Source organism: Actinoplanes sp. ATCC 53533, from assembly GCF_003947245.1.
Window position 1 is genome coordinate 37,439 of sequence record NZ_QHHV01000064.1, and the last position, 16,762, is coordinate 54,200.

Annotated in this window: 14 protein-coding genes; 4 read left to right on the forward strand and 10 right to left on the reverse strand. The window is 69.9% G+C overall.

Translation table 11 applies throughout. From position 1 onward, the window contains the following. Positions 1-76 precede the first annotated feature (76 nt). Both DMB66_RS22335 and DMB66_RS22340 read right to left on the reverse strand, forming a co-directional pair. Positions 77-1,528 carry a glycoside hydrolase family 43 protein gene (locus DMB66_RS22335; protein WP_125806063.1) on the reverse strand — a complete coding sequence of 484 codons (1,452 nt, stop codon included), beginning with the start codon at positions 1,526-1,528 and terminating at the stop codon, positions 77-79. 40 nt (positions 1,529-1,568) lie between these two features. Continuing rightward, entirely contained in the window at positions 1,569-2,930 is a 1,362-nt protein-coding gene (locus DMB66_RS22340) for a family 43 glycosylhydrolase (RefSeq protein ID WP_158647319.1), read from the reverse strand. Between the two features lie 484 nt (positions 2,931-3,414). Between DMB66_RS22340 and DMB66_RS22345 the strand changes: the two genes are divergently transcribed. Continuing rightward, positions 3,415-5,562: an MMPL family transporter gene (locus DMB66_RS22345; RefSeq protein ID WP_125806065.1), complete on the forward strand. Its 2,148-nt coding sequence runs from the start codon at positions 3,415-3,417 to the stop codon at positions 5,560-5,562. Between the two features lie 206 nt (positions 5,563-5,768). Here the strand turns inward: DMB66_RS22345 and DMB66_RS22350 are convergent, their stop codons facing one another. The 4 genes from DMB66_RS22350 to DMB66_RS22365 form a co-directional block, all read right to left on the reverse strand. Beyond that, complete coding sequence (locus DMB66_RS22350) at positions 5,769-7,220, reverse strand: HAMP domain-containing sensor histidine kinase (protein ID WP_125806066.1); 1,452 nt, start codon at positions 7,218-7,220, stop codon at positions 5,769-5,771. Beyond that, positions 7,217-7,909 (reverse strand): response regulator transcription factor, encoded by a 693-nt coding sequence (locus DMB66_RS22355; protein WP_125806067.1) that lies wholly within the window; start codon positions 7,907-7,909, stop codon positions 7,217-7,219. The genes DMB66_RS22350 and DMB66_RS22355 overlap by 4 nt, the downstream gene beginning before the upstream one ends. Before the next feature lie 148 nt (positions 7,910-8,057). Continuing rightward, entirely contained in the window at positions 8,058-8,891 is an 834-nt protein-coding gene (locus tag DMB66_RS22360) for a S1 family peptidase (protein WP_158647320.1), read from the reverse strand. Between the two features lie 107 nt (positions 8,892-8,998). Continuing rightward, positions 8,999-9,607 carry a TetR/AcrR family transcriptional regulator gene (locus tag DMB66_RS22365; RefSeq protein WP_125806069.1) on the reverse strand — a complete coding sequence of 203 codons (609 nt, stop codon included), beginning with the start codon at positions 9,605-9,607 and terminating at the stop codon, positions 8,999-9,001. 144 nt (positions 9,608-9,751) lie between these two features. Between DMB66_RS22365 and DMB66_RS22370 the strand changes: the two genes are divergently transcribed. After that, a complete protein-coding gene (locus DMB66_RS22370) occupies positions 9,752-10,438 on the forward strand; it encodes an SDR family NAD(P)-dependent oxidoreductase (protein ID WP_125806070.1) in 687 nt (228 codons plus the stop codon). 86 nt (positions 10,439-10,524) lie between these two features. Here the strand turns inward: DMB66_RS22370 and DMB66_RS22375 are convergent, their stop codons facing one another. The 4 genes from DMB66_RS22375 to DMB66_RS22385 form a co-directional block, all read right to left on the reverse strand. Beyond that, positions 10,525-10,728 carry a cold-shock protein gene (locus tag DMB66_RS22375; protein WP_125806071.1) on the reverse strand — a complete coding sequence of 68 codons (204 nt, stop codon included), beginning with the start codon at positions 10,726-10,728 and terminating at the stop codon, positions 10,525-10,527. Positions 10,729-10,850: 122 nt separating this feature from the next. Then, entirely contained in the window at positions 10,851-10,988 is a 138-nt protein-coding gene (locus tag DMB66_RS63920) for a hypothetical protein (RefSeq protein WP_233624766.1), read from the reverse strand. 9 nt (positions 10,989-10,997) lie between these two features. Beyond that, positions 10,998-11,951, reverse strand: coding sequence for a GNAT family N-acetyltransferase (locus DMB66_RS22380; protein WP_158647321.1), 954 nt, complete (start codon positions 11,949-11,951; stop codon positions 10,998-11,000). A gap of 508 nt (positions 11,952-12,459) precedes the next feature. Next, entirely contained in the window at positions 12,460-13,842 is a 1,383-nt protein-coding gene (locus DMB66_RS22385) for an IS1380 family transposase (protein ID WP_199752569.1), read from the reverse strand. A gap of 588 nt (positions 13,843-14,430) precedes the next feature. On the opposite strand from DMB66_RS22385, the gene DMB66_RS22390 reads away from it, so the two are divergent. Next, a complete protein-coding gene (locus DMB66_RS22390; protein ID WP_125806073.1) occupies positions 14,431-15,054 on the forward strand; it encodes a TetR/AcrR family transcriptional regulator in 624 nt (207 codons plus the stop codon). 86 nt (positions 15,055-15,140) lie between these two features. Further along, positions 15,141-16,634, forward strand: a complete 1,494-nt coding sequence (locus DMB66_RS22395) for an MFS transporter (protein ID WP_125806074.1) — start codon at positions 15,141-15,143, stop codon at positions 16,632-16,634. Positions 16,635-16,762 lie beyond the last annotated feature (128 nt).

Genomic DNA, 16,762 nt, shown 5'->3' on the forward strand with positions numbered 1-16,762 from the left:
GATCCGCGAAGCGGCCCCGGAACCGTCAGTTCCGGGGCCGCTCGTGCGTTCGGCTCCGCCGTGATGGGACGGAAACTCAGGACGTCAGGCGGAACGTGGCGTCGCCGCGCCCGACCGCGTTGGTGATCGGGTCGAGCCGGAGGACGAACCCGTAGTGCCGGATGTACCGGTCGGGGTGGTTGTACGACTGGAACGACGTCCACCCCGCGTCGGCCAGGCCGGCGACCTGACGGAAGGTGGCGTCCGCCGCGTACGACGCCGTGCCGTCGTTGGGCGCCAGCGAGAAGTCGAACCCGGTGTGCCGCAGGTAGTAACCGGGAAAGTTGACGGACTCGATCGACACGTAGCCGGAATTGTTCGCCAGGCCCGGAACCAGCCGGAACTGGGAGTCCTGAACCGGGCTGACGTTCGCGTCGATCCGTACGTCGAGATTCGCGTGCCGCACGTAGCGGTCCTGGAAGTTGTACGACTGGAGGCGGGGCCGCGGCGCCGAGGGGCCCCACTTGGCGAACACCCGGGTCGTCTCGGCCGCGGTCAGGTTGAGGATCGAACCGTGCCGCTTCCTGGTCGCGCCCAGGTTGTAGGTGCCCGACGCCGGCAGCCGGAAGACGCCAGGGCTGGACGGGTTCGCGGTCAGAACCGGCAGATACCCCCTGCCGGCGGCGTACTGGTCCAGGTAGAGCGCCCACTCGTTGCGGTTGTTGAACTTCGTCCACATCGGACCCTCCACCTGCGCGCCGGTCAGCCCGATGCCGGAGAGGTTGCCGAGGGTGGTCCACGTCCCGAGGATGGAGTTGCTGCCCTCGAGGGTGATCTGGCCGTCGCCGGAGGCCCGCACATAGCGGTGGTTGCCGACGCCGGAGGGAAGCTCGACGATCTGGGTGTCGATGATCTCCTGGGTGCCCGGCCGGTTGATGTACACCTGCGGCGTCGTGATGCTGCGGAAGTTCGTCGTGCGGGCGGAGTAGATCCGGTGCTTCTGCACGCCGTTCAGCGCCCCGTTCGTCGCCCAGTAGAGCACGTAGTCACCGGTGGCCGCGTTCCAGATCGCCTCCGGCGCCCAGGCGTTGCGCCCCTCGGGGATCGCGCCGGCGACGTTGAGCAGCCACGGCGCCGACCAGCTGACCAGGTCGGTCGACTCCCACACCACGAGGTTGCGGCTGCCGTTGTTGATCGCGTCGCCCCAGGTCTGCCCGCAGTCGATGCACAGGTCGGTCGCGATGATCCAGTACCGGCTGCCGTCCGGCGAGCGGACCAGGGCGGGGTCGCGTACACCCTTGGTGCCGATCGGGGAACGCAGCACCATTCCGCCGTTGTTCAGGTCGGTCCAGTTCAGCCCGTCCGTGCTGTGCGACAGGTACATCTGCTGGCCGGTCGCGCCCTCCCCGATGAAATGCACCATCAGATAGCCGGTGAACGGATCCAGGGCGGCCGCTGGCTTCGGCGCCGCCACCGACCAGGACGCGAATATCAGGCAGGCGAATGCGAGCAGCGCACCCAGCCTGGCCAAGGGTTTGGACGTAGACAATGCAATCTCCTTGGTGCCGATGGCGGACGGAGAATCGTCCTCACAGGGTGGGGATGACCGGCTGGATAGTGCCGTCGGCGTTGAATCGCAGCGGGTCGACCGTGACTTCGCGGTTGTAGCCGTTGCCGGCCGGGACGGCGAAGCGGTGGTAGGCGATGTGCCACTCGCCGGTCGGCGCCATCACGATCGAGTGGTGGCCGGTGCCCTTGATGCCGAGGCTGAGGTTCTTCGCCAGGATCGTGCCGCGATGCGTCCACGGGCCGAACGGTGTCGTGCCGGTCGCGTATTCGACGTGGTAGTTCTCCGAGCGGGTGTCGTCGACGGAGTACGACAAGTAGTAGCGGCCGTCGCGTTTGAAGACGAAGCTGCCTTCGCGATAGTTGGGCGGGCTGAACGTGCGGACCTGTGCCGGGTCGAACGAGGTCATGTCCGGGTTGAGGCGCACGGCATAGGCGGAGCCGTTGCCCCAGTACAGGTACGACTGCCCGTCGTCGTCGGTGAACACGGCCGGGTCGATCATCTGGCCGCTGCGGAAGCCGGCGGCGATCAGCGGCCGGCCGAGCGGATCGGTGAACGGGCCGGTGGGGCTGGCGGAGGTGGCTACCCCGATGTTGGTATCGGCGGAGAAGTAGAAGTAGTAGCGGTTGTCGCGGTAGGCGATGGCGGGCGCCCAGGCGCGGCTGTCGGCCCAGGTGATCTGCGGGCCGAGGTCGAGAATGGTGCCGTGGTCGGTCCAGGTGGTGAGGTCGGTGGACGAGAAGGCCTTGAACCTGCTGCTGCTCCAGCCGGTGTAGCCGTCGGTGGTGGGGTAGAGGTAGTAGCGGCCGTTGAGGTAGGCGATGTCCGGGTCGGCGTAGAGACCTTTGATGACGGGGCTGCGCCGGCCGGTGGCCCAGGGTGCGGCGATGCGGAACGAGCTGTCCGCGGCGAAGGTGGCCGGGTTGACGGTCGACGGGTCGAGCCACAGTTCCTTGTCGCGGTGCCGCAGGAACCGGCCGGGCGAGTTCGACGCTTCCAGCCGTACCGATCCGCTGATTGAGCCGTCGCGGACGCAGAAGGTGGCGTCGGCGAGGAACAGTGGGGTGCCGGTGTTGGTCTCGAGCCGGATGCGGTAATCGCGGTGGCGCAGCCACATGCCATTGGCGGCCTGCAGGGACACGCAGCCGGTGCCGCCGGCGAGGCCGGGGGTGACGGTGAAGGTGGCGTCGGCCTTCGCCTGTGGCGAGCTGGCCGCGGTGACGGCGGCGATGCCGCCGAGGTAATCGCCGTGCCGGAGGTAGGAGCCGGGGTAGTTGACCGACTCCAGCGATCGGGCCCCGGCGGGGATGTCGGCGGCCTGAGCGGGCCGGCCGAGGCCGGCGGTGACGACGGCGACGACAACAAAGACAGTGAGGGTACGCATGAGCGGGGACGGTCGTGCCATGGCGGACTGCTCTCCCTGGATGAATCGCCAAAGGTGTTGCGGGGGAATGGCGAAGGGGACTGGCGGACCTCGATGGTTACGGCGCTATTTCGAGTGAGTGTTATCGTTCACATCCTGGGTGTCAAGCCCTCCTCGGCGTCGGGTCGCGAATCGCCTCGAGCCCCGTGCATGCCGACTCTGACCAGCGATGATGAGAAAAGTGTCGTCGCCGAAAAGCGTTATGCGGGAGCTGGATTCAACGCCCGAGAAGCGACCCGCTGGCTCGACCCCGCCCGCCGGGACCCGGTCGCACTCTGCTGGCTCGACGCCGCAGGACGGCTGCGCCGCGCCGGCCTCGCCGATCAACACCACCATCTACAACGGACGCCGGTTACTTCGCAGGCTCTCTAACGGTCGTCTCAGGTTCGCTCGTTAGGAAGTTGGCGTCAGATAAGCGATGTAACCCGTATGTAGGAGGCTAGTGATGGCAGTCAACGCAGCGCCGTCCGGGGAAGCGCCGGTCGGTCGGTTGGCAGGCCGGTGGGTGCCGTGGTTGGTGATCGGCTTGTGGGTGGCGCTGGCGGCGGTCATGGTGCCGCTGAGCGGAAAGTTGAGTTCGGTCACCACCGACAGCGCCGCGGACACCTTGCCGGCCAGCGCCGAGTCCACCAAGGTCGCGATACTGGAGGACAGTCTCCCCGGCGGTGAGGACAACACGTTCGTCTTCGTCTACCACCGCGCCGGCGGCATGACCGACGCCGACCGCGCGACGGTCGAGCGCCACTACAACACCCTTGCCAAGCGGTACCCGCCGAAGGTGGCGGCCCCGGCCGACGACGACGAGGGTCCACCGACGAGACCCTCCACCGACGGCAAGGCGATGATGTTCACCCTCGAGGTGAGCACGACCTACGGCGCGCCGGAGGCCCTCGTCGGCCCGTTGCGTGACGCCGCGAAGGACCGCCCCGCCGGCCTGGAACTCGACGTGACCGGCCCGGCCGCGATCGACGGCGACATGGACGCCGTCTTCGACGGCATCGACCTGCAGGTCTTCCTCACCACCGTCATCGTCGTCACGCTCCTGCTCATCCTCACCTACCGCAGCCCGGTGTTGTGGTTCATCCCGCTCGTGGCCGTGGGCGCGGCCGCACTGACCGCGATGGCGACCGTCTACCTGCTCGTCAAGGGCTTCGGCATCGTGGTCAACGACCAGAACTCGGCGCTGCTGACGATCCTGGTGTTCGGCGTCGGCACGGACTACGCGCTGTTGCTCATCGCTCGATATCGGGAAACACTGCACCACCACGAGAACGTCCGGGTCGCGATGGTCCACGCGCTGCGCGGCGCGGCGCCGGCCATCGTCGCGTCCGCGGCCACCGTGATCGCCGGTCTGCTCTGCCTGCTCGTCGCCGACCTGAACAGCACCAGCGGGTTGGGCCCGATCGGCGCGGCCGGCATCCTGTGCGCGCTGGTGGCCATGCTGACGCTTTTCCCGGCGGTGCTCGTGGTGCTCGGCAGGCGGATCTTCTGGCCGGCCATCCCGCGGTTCAGCACGGCCGTGGAGGAGAAGCCGGGGGTGTGGGGACGGCTCGGCGCCGCCATCAGCCGCCGCCGGTGGGTGGCGACGCTCGGCTCGTTCGGAATCCTCGGCGTGCTCGCCATCGGGCTGGCGGGCAACACCGGCGCCCTGCGGGAGCAGGACCAGTTCCTGTCCGCGCCGGAGTCGGTCACCGGCTTCACCGTTCTCCGCCAGCACTTCCCGGAGCTCGGCGGCCAGCCGATGACGATCTTCACGCGGCCGGCGCACCAGGAGCGGGTGCTCGACATCGTCAAGGGCACTCGCGGGGTGGCCCTGGCCATGCCGGGTCAGACCAGCGGTGGCTGGGCCGACATCTCCGTGTTCCCGACGGACGCGCCGGACACCGTCGCAGAGTACGACACGATCAAGCGGGTGCGCACCGCCGTGCACGCGGTGAGCGGGGCGGAGGCGATCGTCGGCGGGCCGAGCGCGGAGAACCTCGACACCGAGGTGACCACCAGCCGCGACGAGAAGCTGGTGATCCCGCTGGTGCTCGCCGTCGTCCTGATCGTCCTCGGGCTGCTACTCCGAGCGATCGTGGCCCCGCTGATCCTGATGGCCACCGTGATCGTCTCATTCGCCGCGGCCTTCGGCGGCAGCGTGTTCGTCTTCGACACGATCCTCGGGTTCAAGGGCGTCGACTATTCGGTGCCGCTGCTGGCATTCCTGTTCCTGGTGGCGCTCGGCGTCGACTACAACATCTTCCTGGCCAGCCGGGCCCGGGAGGAGACCGCGCGCCTCGGCACCAGAGAGGGCATGCTCAAAGCCCTCTCCGCCACCGGTGGCGTCATCACCTCGGCGGGCCTGGTCCTGGCGGCCACGTTCGCGGTCCTCGCCACACTCCCGCTGGTGATGCTGATCGAGGTCGGGTTCCTGGTCGCCTTCGGCGTGCTGCTCGACGCCCTGCTGGTGCGGTCGGTCCTGGTGCCCGCCCTCACCCTGCTGATCGGCCGGCGGATCTGGTGGCCGAGCCGGCTGTCCCGTCCAGCGACGGAGCTGCCGGACGGTCAACAGTCGCTCGCCGACGACAAGGAGCCCGCGCTGCAGCGGTGAGCACGGCGGCACGGACGAGATCCGGGACGGGGACCCAGCCCCGTCCCGGATCTTTGCATGGGCCCGACGGTCGCCGCCCTGTGCTCCTGCGCCGTTCGGCCGGGGCTGGGGTCGGCGCATCGCGGTGTCCTGCCCCCGACGGTGAGCCGCGCCGGGCGATGCCCGAGGGGCGCCGTCCCTTGTCCTGCGCCGCGCCACCGGGGCGGTCAGCGCACCGCGGTGTCCTCCCCGGCGGCGAGCCGCGCGATCGGGGCGGGCGGGGCCGCGGCCGGAAGGTCGACCCGAAGCAGCGCGCCACCGCGTGCGGAGCGGGCGACGGTGGCCCGGCCGCCGTGGGCGTCGACGACCCGCTGCACGATCGACAGTCCCAGACCGGATCCCGGCAACGCCCGGGCGCTGTCGGCACGGTAGAACCGGTCGAACACCCGCGGTGCGTCGGCGGCGTCGATGCCCGGCCCGGCGTCGTCGACCTCGAGCACCGCCGACGCGCCCTCGGCCCGGAGCCGGACCTGGATCGGCTGGTCCGCGGGGGACCATTTGCCGGCGTTGTCGATGAGGTTGAGCACCGCCCGCTCGAGCGCCGCGGGACGCCCGCTCACCCACACGGAGGTCACGTCGAGCGCGACCTCGATGTCGGGCACGCGGGAACGCGCCCGGGTCGCGGCGGCCACCACCACGTCGGCGAGGTCGAGCAGCTCGGTGTTCTCGTCGCTGACGTCGCCGCGCGCCAGGTCGGTCAGCTCGGCGGCAAGGGTGCTCAACTCGGCCACCTGGGCGCCGAGATCGTTGAGCAGCCGGGTCCGGCTCTCCGCCGGCAGTGCGCTGTCCAGGGTGCCGCGCCGATCGAGCCGGATCAGCAGCTCGACGTTGAGGCGCAGGCTGGTGAGCGGGGTCTTGAGCTCGTGGGCGGCGTCCTCGGCGAGCAGCCGCTGGGCCCGCCGGGAGTCCCGGAGCGCGGCGAGCATGTCGTTGATCGACTGGATCAGCCGCCGGATCTCCCCACCGCCCTCATCCGGGATGTCGGCGTCGAGATCCCGGGTGTGCGCGACACGTACCGCGGCGGCGGTCAGCCGGTCGATCGGTGCCAGCGCGGTCCGCGCCACGGTACGCCCGACCAGGGCGCCGCCGACCACGCAGAGCAGCCCGATCAGCAGCATGCCCAACCCGAACTGGTTGATCGGGCTGTCGTCGGCGACGCGGGCCACCTGGACCGCGCCGTCGCCCGCCCGCAGCGTGTAGATGATGTAGCCGTCCTCGTCGCTGTCGTTCGACTCCATCAGATCGGCCGACGCGCCCTGCGCCACGCGCCCGGCGTGCTCGCTGACGGGGGGCAGCGCGGGTTGGCCGGCCGGCGTCCGGGTCGAGCCGTCAGGCAGGATGACCCGCACCAGCCGACCGGATCCGGGATACGGCGGTAGCTGGACCCGGGTCAGACCGGCGCCCTCCGCGCTCGTCGCCAGGACGCGGGAGTCGGCGCGTAGCTGATTCTCGGCGGTGTGCCGCAGCTCCCAGGCCAGGAGCTCGCTGGCCACCTGGAAGGCCACGAACACGCTGAGCGCGATGGCCGTCGCCGCGATCACCGTCAGCCTGGTCCGCAGGGACCGCCGGCGCCACCATCGGTTCAGCCGGCGCGGTTCCCGGCTGGCGGGCCTGCTCACGGAGGAGTCTCCCGCAACGTGTATCCCAGGCCGCGCAGCGTGTAGATCATTCGCGGCTCGCCCTCGGCCTCCATCTTGCGGCGCAGGTAGCTCACGTATACCTGGAGGTTGTTGGCGGTGGCACTCATGTCGAAGCCCCAGATCGCCTCGAACAGCGCGTCGCGGGTCAAGACCCGGGTCGCGTTGCGCACGAGGACCTGCAGGAGGGAGAACTCGGTCCGGGTCAGGCGCAGTGGCCGCCCGCCACGCCACGCCTCGAACCTGTCGGGATCGAGCCGGACGTCGGCGAACGACAGGATCTGCGACTCCCCGTCGGTCGGCGTGCGCCGGCGCAGCAGGGCCCGCACCCGGGCCAGCAACTCCTCGGTGGCGAACGGCTTGGGCAGGTAGTCGTCGGCGCCCGCGTCCAGCCCCGCGACCCGGTCGGAGACCTGGTCACGGGCGGTCAGCATCAGCACCGGCAGATCCCGGCCCGCGGTCCGCAACCGCCGGCAGGTCTCCAACCCGCCGAGGCGGGGCATCATCACGTCGAGGATCAGCAGATCCAGCGTGTCACCGCCGGCCCCACCGACCCCGTCGAGCACGGCGAGACCGTTGGCGACGGTGCTGGTGTCGTAACCCTCGACCTGGAGCACCCGCTCCAGCGACTCACGGATGGCCGCATCATCATCCGCGATCATGATCCGCACGCCGGCCCGCCCCCTTCCCGTCGATGCTTTTGCCGCTCATCCTCCCCGATCAACCTGAGACCAGCATTAGCGCCCGGCCCGGCACCTCACCGCGGATCAACCGCTACGACGTCGGCGAAACCGCGCTGCTCGATGATCGGGAGCGGACTCAGTAAACGGTCACGCCGTATTGGCTCATCGCCCGGGTGACCTGGGAGAAGTAGGTGACGCCGCCGGCTGTGCAGTTGCCGCTGCCGCCGACGGTCATGCCGATCCCGGTAGCGCCGGAGAACAGCGGTCCGCCGCTGTCGCCGGGCTCGGCGCAGACGGTGGTGCGGATCAGGTTGGTGACCATGCCGCCGGCGAAGTAGACGGTGACGTTCAGCGCGGTGATCCGGCCGCTCCGCACCCCGGTGACCGGGCCGGAGCGCTGCACGGCCTGTCCGACGGAGCCGCCGGACACCGCCGTGATCGGCTGGAGGGTGCCGTTGTACAGGTTCACGGCGCTGGGCTTCGGGATGGCGGCGTCGGTGTAGCGGACCAGGGCGTAGTCGTGCGTCTCGTCCTTGGCCGCGACCACCCCGATCGGCACGAGGCCGTTCGGATCGGCGAATACCGGGGTGCCGATGTCGCCGACGCAGTGCGCGGCGGTGAGGAAGTAGACGTTGAGCGCCTGGCGGGCGTTGAAGCCGATCGTGCAGCGGAAGCCGGCGTTGCCGAACACCACGTCGCCGCCGGCGATCCGGCGGGTGCGGACGCCCGGCTCGCGAACGAGGCGGCCGCCGAGCCGGTCGACCGCGCCGGTGAGCCGGGCCAGGGCGGCACCGGTGACCGTGTCGTCGGCGGCGACCACGATCCGGGCGGTTACCGGGTCGATCCACCAGGCGGTGCCGGGGACGGCGGCGCCCGAGCCGGGCGGAGCGGCGACGGCCGCGGCGCCGCTGACGAGGATGACCACCAGGGTCACGATGCCTGCCACTGTCCCTCGAAGACCGATGCGCATGGCGTGTCCTCCCTCCGCTCCCGGCCGCCGGCCGGGCGTCGCGGCCATGATAGGCGTGGCCGTGCGGGTGGCGCTGTCGGAAAATGTCGCGCTGCTCCTGACGGCCGTCAGGAGTGGGGCGTGACGGCCCGCAGGGCGATGTCGACGGAGGCCTGGAGGTCTTCGCGGCTCGCGCCGGTCGCGGCGTGGACGGCGTGACCCTCGCTGAGCGCCATCAAGAATCGTGCCAGTGCCCGGGGATCCATGCCATGGGGGAGGTCTCCTTCCCTTGCCGCGCGGGACAGCCGTTCTTCGAGGGCGGTCTCGGTGGCGGCTCGGCCGGCGGCCAGGATCTCGGAGATGCTGGCGTTCTCCGGCGAGCAGGCCAGGCCGCCCTGGATGGAGAGGCAGCCCGGCGGTTGATCGCTGGCGGTGAGGCGATCGGCGCTGGAGCGCAGGAAGGCTTCGATGGCGGCGTGCGCGGTGGGTTGGTCGAGTGCGGCGCGGGCCTTGGCCACCTGGGTCTCGTGGTAGCGGGCGAAGGCGCGCTGGAACAGCTGCTGCTTGCTGCCGAACGTGGCGTACAGGCTCGGCCGGTTGATGCCCATCGCGCTGGTGAGGGCGGTCATGGACGCACCCTCGTAGCCGTGTCGCCAGAAGACCTCGGCGGCCCGGCCGAGGACCGTCTCCTCGTCGAAGGCCCGCGGTCGTCCGATGATGGGCGTCTCAGTGCTCACCGGCCCATCCTACCGCTCGGTACAAATGGTGATCGGGCTCACCAACCGAGCGGTACAAAACTTGCTACGGTTTCCCGCAACCGGGCGGTACAAAAAGAGGTGGCGCTACGCCGGCCGCTCGGGCCGCACACCGAGAGGAAGCGCATGACCGTCACACTGATCACCGGCGCGAACAAGGGCATCGGTTTCGAGACAGCCAAGCAGCTCATGGAGGTGGGCCACACCGTCTACATCGGAGCCCGTGACATCGAGCGGGGCGAGAAGGCCGCGGCGGAGCTGGGCGCACGATTCGTGCAGCTCGATGTGACCGACGACGCGTCGGTGAGCGACGCGCTGGCAACCGTTGCTGCGGCCGAGGGCCGGCTCGACGTCCTGGTGCACAACGCGGGCATCCTCGCGGACGGAGTCGTCGACGGGCCGGCGGCCCTGCGGGCGTTCGACACCAACGCGGTGGGAATCGTCCGGGTCACGGAGGCGGCGCTGCCGCTGCTGCGGAAGTCCTCGAACCCCACGGTGGTCACCGTTTCGAGCAGCATGGGATCTTTCTGGGCGGTGACCAATCCCGAACGGCCGGAGTTCAATTTCCCGCTTGCGCTCTACGCGGCGTCCAAGTCGGCAGCCACCATGCTCACTGTCCAGTACGCCAAGTCCCAGCCGGGTATCAAGTTCAACGCGATCGAGCCCGGTGCCACCGCCACCGACATGACCGCCGCCTTCGGCATCGGAAGATCGGTGGTGGAGAGCGCCAGGACTGTCGTGCGCCTGGCCACGCTCGGCGCGGACGGCCCGACCGGCACCTTCCAGGACGAGCTCGGAGAGCTGAGCTGGTAGGCGCGCAGGACCGTCCCGGGTGAGAAGTGAGACGCCGAACGGCGGCCCGCTGGTTCAGGGGGCCGCCGTTCGGTGGTGCGTGTGGGTCAGAGCGGGCGGATGTTCTCCGCCTGGAGGCCCTTCTGGCCCTGGGTGATGTCGAATTCGACCTTCTGGTTCTCGTCGAGGCTGCGGAAGCCGCTGGCCGAGATCGCGGAGAAGTGGGCGAAGACGTCGGCGCCGCCGTCGTCGGGGGTGATGAAGCCGAAGCCCTTGTCGGCGTTGAACCACTTCACGGTGCCTGTAGTCATGTCTGCTCCTTCGCAGGTGTTGGAGTCCGCAGTGTGCGGGCTCACACGCCGCTGCGTTGATCACCCGCGCCGAACCGACACGACAAACGAAAAAGCGCCTGGAATGGGTTTTGGATAACCCATCAGGCGCCGAAAACGTCTACGGAAATCAAAACTGCAACGGGGTTACCGTAGCACAGCAGCCCGCTGGCCGCGCCGAGCTCGCCAAAGATGGGCGTGTGGAACAACGGGCTCACCTGCGGGCGCTGGATCCAGGCCACCGTCGGCGACTATCGCACCGGCTCATGACCGGACCCGGGATCCGCGGGCGTGCGCACCCACCGCATCCGGTCCTCGCGCCAGCCGGTGCCGGCGAGGCCGGCGCGCAATGCCGCCTGCGGATCACCCTTCATGATCACCTCACCCTCCATCACCGGTACGCCTCGAGCCCGCAGCACGGACGCCAGTGCGGCCGTGATCGCGTGCGCGCCTCCGGTGCCCTTCGCCTCCGGCAGCACGAAGACGTCGTGGACGGTCGCCGCGCGCGCCGGGCGGTACCGGTCGTCGCCCACGGTGGCGTAGCCGTGCCCGACCGGGCGGCCGTCCCGCTCGGCGACGACGCACGCGGCCTCCGGGTGGAACGGTTCCGCGAACCGGGCGGCGATCCACGCGTCGACGTCGACCCGGGTCGTCTCGCCGGCCAGCCCGTTGCGGACCGCTGCGGCCAGGCATGAGCGGACGAAGCCGGCGTCGGCGGCGGTCGCCGGGCGGACCTGCCAGCCGGGCGCCTCGGCCAGGCCGGCCGTCGACCGGCGGATCGTCAGCACCTCGGGCTGAAACCCGGCCGCCGTAAGCACCCCGGCCAGCGGCGCCGCGTCACCCCGCAGCGGCAGTTCCGCCCGCACCGCCCACCGGTGCGGCACGGCGGCGAGCAGTTGGGCCGCCGCCGGCGCCCCGGCCGCGCACAGGCCGTCGAGCCGCATGTCGGCTGCGAGTGTCAGTGGGTGGAGGCACTCGAAGAGCCGGGCCGCGGCCGTCACCACACCGGCCTGGCGCACCGCCACCGTGTCGAGGACGCCGCCGTCGGCGACCACCGCGTCGCGGACCACGCGGCGGACGAACGCGAGATCGGCCGCCTCCGCGCCGGACCCCGTGGACCGCTGGTGGACCAGGGCGGAGACCCACCAGCCGAGCTCCGCCTCGGTCAACGGTCCTACGTGGACCGGTTCGAGCGCCACCGACATCGTCGCCACCATCCTTCAGGGTCGGCCGGTCGGGTGCCCGCCGCGTGCGCACAGCGTTCGGCCGGACGGGATCTTCGTCAATGGCTGAGGCGTGTTCCGGACAGCTGCCCGGGCGGTGCTTGTCGGCGGCGGCAGCGAATGGCTAGCGTCTCGTCCCACCAAGGCCGTTGTCCCGGGAGGCAGTTGTCCGGGACTTCACCGTGTGGACGGCCGGTGTGCAGCGAAAGGACACGCCCATGCGAAACACCAACCGCCGCAGCAGTCCGGGTCGCGACAACATGATCGTGCTCTCCGAGCGGGTTGTGAATCGGCGCTGAGCCTGGATCCACCGACGCAGTTGGCGCTGATCCCTGATTGATTGTTTCGATGTCGGGCGGTTCGCCGTTTCGGTGGGCGTGGGGAATCCGCCGATCTCGTGGTCGGCTCGCTCCGGGGTGTGGTCTTCGGGATGGTTGGGTTGGTGGTGTGGCCTGCGACGGCCGCCTGTTCCGGTCCGGTAGGGGTGCTTTTAGCCTGGTGCGGTGGCGGTGTAGATGTTCTCGAACGCTGTCTGCCAAGGCCAGCTGTCGGGTAGGTGCAGGTGGATGGTGCGGGCCCGGTGCGCGATCCGGGCGGCGACGTTGATGATCCGGGTCCGGATGGTCGCCGGCCGGGCGACCGACCAGGCGCCCGCGGCAAGATGACCGGCGGCGCGGGTGAGGTTGTGGGCGATCGCGGCGCAGGCAAGCCAGGCGTCGTTCGCGCTGAACCGGCCCGAGGGCAGGTGCGCCAGGGGCCCGGCGATCAGATCCGCGTTGATCTGCTCGATGATCGCGTGGCCGCGGTGCTGCGCTTCGGCCTGGGCGAGCACGAACGGCGAGTCGGTGAGCACCGCGTGATACCGATAAGACGGCATCAGTTCGCCCTGGCCGGGGTGCTGGGCGGGGTCGTCACGGCGGATCCGACGCACGATCAGCCGTGCGGTCACCTGGTAGCGGGTGCCGGCGAACGCGGTGTAGGTGGTTTCGGCGATCTGCGCATCGGAGATCCACCTGCCGGCGTCCTCATCCCACACGGCCTGCGGATACTTGATGTCGATCCACTCGTGTTCGCTGATGCTCTCGCACGCCGTGCGGATCTTCGCGTCGATCCGGCAGGTGACCGAGAACCGCACGTTGCGTCGCCGACATGCGGTGATCACGGTCTTGGCGTAGAACGCCGAATCGGCCCGCACCACGATCTCCCCCGACGCGCCGCACGCGCGGGCGGTCGTGATCGCCTCGGCGATCATGCTCGCGGCGCCCCGCGCGGAGCCGGCGTTACCCGCCCGTAGCCTCGTTGCGGCGATCACCGGTGCTGACAGTGGTGTGGACAGCGTGGCGATCAGTGGGTTGTAGCCACGCAGCCAGACGTCATAACCGCCGACCTTCGCATGGCCGAACCCGATGCCCTGCTTCTGTTTGCCGTAGACCCGGCGCAGCACCGAGTCGACGTCCACAAAGGTCAGAACGTCGGCACCGGCAAGGATCGGCACCCGCCCGGCCAGGCCGATCAAGGTGTCACGGGCGGCGGCCTGCAACTGCCGCACGTGACCGTGGGTGAAGGTGCGCAGGAATGACCCGATCGTTGACGGGGCGTACACGCTGGTGAACAGCGACGGCATCCCGCCGTGCCGGGCGATGTCGAGGTCGTCGATGCTGTCCGCGCCGGCCAGCATCCCGGCCACGATCGTGGCCACCTTGCCTGCCGGGTTCGCGCCCTTGTCGGTCGGCAGCCGAACCCGGTCGGTGACCGCGTCGTGCAGACCCACCTGCTGGGCCAGGCGCATCACCGGCACCAGCCCGGCACACGACACCAGATTCGGATCATCAAAGGTTGCGCGGACCACCGGCGCGTCATGGCGTAATCTCACCTGCGAGGTGCCCTCTCGAGCGGCGGAATAGAAGCCTGAAGAACTCCTATCCTTCCAGCTCAGAGGGCATCTTCTATCTCCGGCTCGCCACCCATCCGACATTCATCGGTGGATCCAGGCTGAGGCAGAACGGCGAAGTGCTCCGAAACCGAAAGGACACGACAGTGGCGAAACCGGGCCGGGACGGCATGCTCGTCCTCTCCGAACGCGTCAACAAGCGTCGCTGAGAGGGGCCCGGTGCGTTTCCGACCGGAGACGCACCGGGCCGCCGTGCGACGTCGTACGGGATCGACCCGGTATCGCCGAGTGGACAGCCCGCCCGCACCGCCCCAGATCTTCATGATCTTGGAGGCAGCCGGCGGCGAGGCGCCGCTCGGCTTTTGACCGTCTGGTGTGGAATCCGCGACCGCCTGTCCTGGCGGCTCCCGCCCGATCCACCGGACTGAGGGAGATCTTCGAGGCTGTATCCCGCGTCACATGGGGGCGCCAGGGTGGATCACCGGCTGTAGTGTACGAAACGGTTTCGTTTCGCTGGGCGGTCGGCTACTCTGATCACCAGTCCTGGCAGGATCGCGTGGGGGAGGGCAGATGGCGAGCAAGGGTGACCCCGTTCGAGAGTCCGGCGGCGTGTCAGGGTTCCTCGGCTGCGGTCCCCGTCCGCTCGACGGCGAGCGGCAGCAGGCGATCCTCCGGGCGACCTACGAATTGCTGGGTGAGGCCGGTTATCAGGGGCTGCGCGTCGACGCGGTCGCGGCCCGCGCCAAGGCCAGCAAGGCCACCCTCTACCGGCACTGGCCCACCAAGCCCGCCCTGGTGTCCGACGCGGTCCGCTTCTGCAAAGGCGCAGCGGAGACCATGCCCGACACCGGCGACCTGCGGGGCGACCTGGTGACCTGGTTCGGCGTGCTCGGCGAGACCGTCGCCGGGGAGGAGGGCCCGATCATGGCCGGGCTCTTCATGGCGATGCACCAGGATCCGGAGCTGGCCGCCGAGCTGCGGTCGATGCGCTCCCCGAAGACCCCGATCGCAGCGGCCATCTGCGCCCGGGCCGAGGAGCGCGGCGAGCTGCGCCCCGGATACGACGCCGGCCTGATCGACGAGATCGTGCCCGGCCTGTTCTTCATGCACCACTTCGCTTTCGGTAAGCCGCTCGACGCGCAGTTCATCGACCACGTCGTGGACGACATCGTGCTGCCGCTGCTGCGGCAGTAACCCCAGCCCTCTCTTTCTTTCCTTCGTCACTTCGGCGCCCGGCTATGCCCGGGCGGGCTACCGCACGCTCATTCAAGGAGACCCCCATGTCCGTTGCCGCCGCCGTCCCACCAGCACCGGATATATCATCGGAAAATGGGAAAGGTAAGTGGCTGGCGCTCGCCGTCATCGCCGTTTCCCAGCTGCTGATCGTGCTGGACGCGACGATCGTCAACATCGCGCTGCCCACCGCCCAGACGGCGCTGCACATCAGCGACGCCGACCGGCAGTGGATGATCACCGCCTACACCCTCGCCTTCGGCGGGTTGCTGCTGCTCGGCGGCCGGATCGCCGACTACACCGGCCGGAAGCGGGCCTTCATCATCGGCCTGCTCGGCTTCGCCGCCGCCTCCGCCTTCGGTGGCCTGGCCCAGAACGCGGAAATGCTCTTCTCCGCCCGGGCGTTGCAGGGCGCTTTCGGTGCGCTGATGGCCCCGGCGGCGCTGTCGCTGCTGACGGTCACCTTCACCGACGCCAAGGAACGGGCCCGCGCGTTCGGCGTCTACGGCGCGATCGCCGGCGGCGGCGGCGCCATCGGCCTGCTGCTCGGCGGCGTACTCACCGAGTACGCCTCGTGGCGCTGGACGCTGCTGGTCGGCACGCCGATCGCGGTCCTGGCTGCCCTGGCCGCCGTGCGCTACGTCAGTGAGAGCAAGGCCGAGGGCAACACCAAGTACGACCTGCCGGGCGCGATCACGTCGACCGCCGGCCTGGTCTCCCTGGTCTACGGCTTCACCAAGGCGGCCAGCGACGGCTGGGGCTCGGGCGGCACCATCACCTTCCTGGTCGCCGCCGTGGTGCTGCTGGTGGCCTTCGTGGTGATCGAGATCCGGTCCGAGCACCCGCTGTTGCCGATGCGGGTGATCCTCGACCGCAACCGGGGCGGCGCGTTCCTGTCCGCCCTGCTGATCGGCGTCGGCATGTTCGGCGTCTTCCTCTTCCTGACCTTCTACCTGCAGGTGACGCTGGGCTACTCGGCGATGATGACCGGCGTCGCGTTCCTGCCGTTCACCTTCGGCATCATCGGTGGCGCCGCCCTCTCCGCCCAGTTGCTGACCCGGGTCGGCCCCCGCACGCTGATGTTCGGCGGCATGCTGCTGTCCGCGATCGGTATGGTGGCGCTGACCCGGATCGGCGCGGACACCAGCTTCTGGACCCACGTCCTGCCGGGCGAACTCCTGATCAGCTTCGGCATGGGCGTGACCTTCGGCCCGATGTCGAACACCGCCCTGGTCGGCGTGGCCGACCACGACGCCGGGGTGGCCAGCGCGCTGATCAACACCACCCAGCAGATCGGCGGCTCACTGGGGACGGCGCTGCTGAACACGATCTTCACCTCGGTGGTGGCCGGATACGTCGCCGATCACGCGGCATCGGCCGCGTCACCGGCGATCCAAGGGGCGGCGACGATCCACGGCTACACGGTCGCCTTCTGGGTGAGTGCCGGGCTGATCGGGCTGGCCGCGCTGATCGCCCTGGTCCTCGTCCGGGCCAGCCACGACGAGGTGGCCAACACCGAGGGCGTGCCCGTCGCGATCTGACGAGCCCGCCGCACCGTCGACTCTGCCGCCCGCCGCTACCCCGGCGGGCGGCAGAACCGTGCGCCGGCGAGCCGGTGTTCGCCCGCAGCGAACGCCGGAAGATCGTGAGCCCTCGCGCGGTTGAGTCG

Excerpts from the sequence above, each read along its gene's own strand:
- DMB66_RS22375 (WP_125806071.1), bottom strand. The coding sequence starts at position 10,728 with ATGACTACAGGCACCGTGAAGTGGTTCAACGCCGACAAGGGCTTCGGC.
- DMB66_RS22395 (WP_125806074.1), top strand. The coding sequence starts at position 15,141 with ATGTCCGTTGCCGCCGCCGTCCCACCAGCACCGGATATATCATCGGAA.
- DMB66_RS22340 (WP_158647319.1), bottom strand. The coding sequence starts at position 2,930 with ATGCGTACCCTCACTGTCTTTGTTGTCGTCGCCGTCGTCACCGCCGGC.
- DMB66_RS22380 (WP_158647321.1), bottom strand. The coding sequence starts at position 11,951 with ATGTCGGTGGCGCTCGAACCGGTCCACGTAGGACCGTTGACCGAGGCG.
- DMB66_RS22345 (WP_125806065.1), top strand. The coding sequence starts at position 3,415 with ATGGCAGTCAACGCAGCGCCGTCCGGGGAAGCGCCGGTCGGTCGGTTG.
- DMB66_RS22390 (WP_125806073.1), top strand. The coding sequence starts at position 14,431 with ATGGCGAGCAAGGGTGACCCCGTTCGAGAGTCCGGCGGCGTGTCAGGG.
- DMB66_RS22360 (WP_158647320.1), bottom strand. The coding sequence starts at position 8,891 with ATGCGCATCGGTCTTCGAGGGACAGTGGCAGGCATCGTGACCCTGGTG.
- DMB66_RS22370 (WP_125806070.1), top strand. The coding sequence starts at position 9,752 with ATGACCGTCACACTGATCACCGGCGCGAACAAGGGCATCGGTTTCGAG.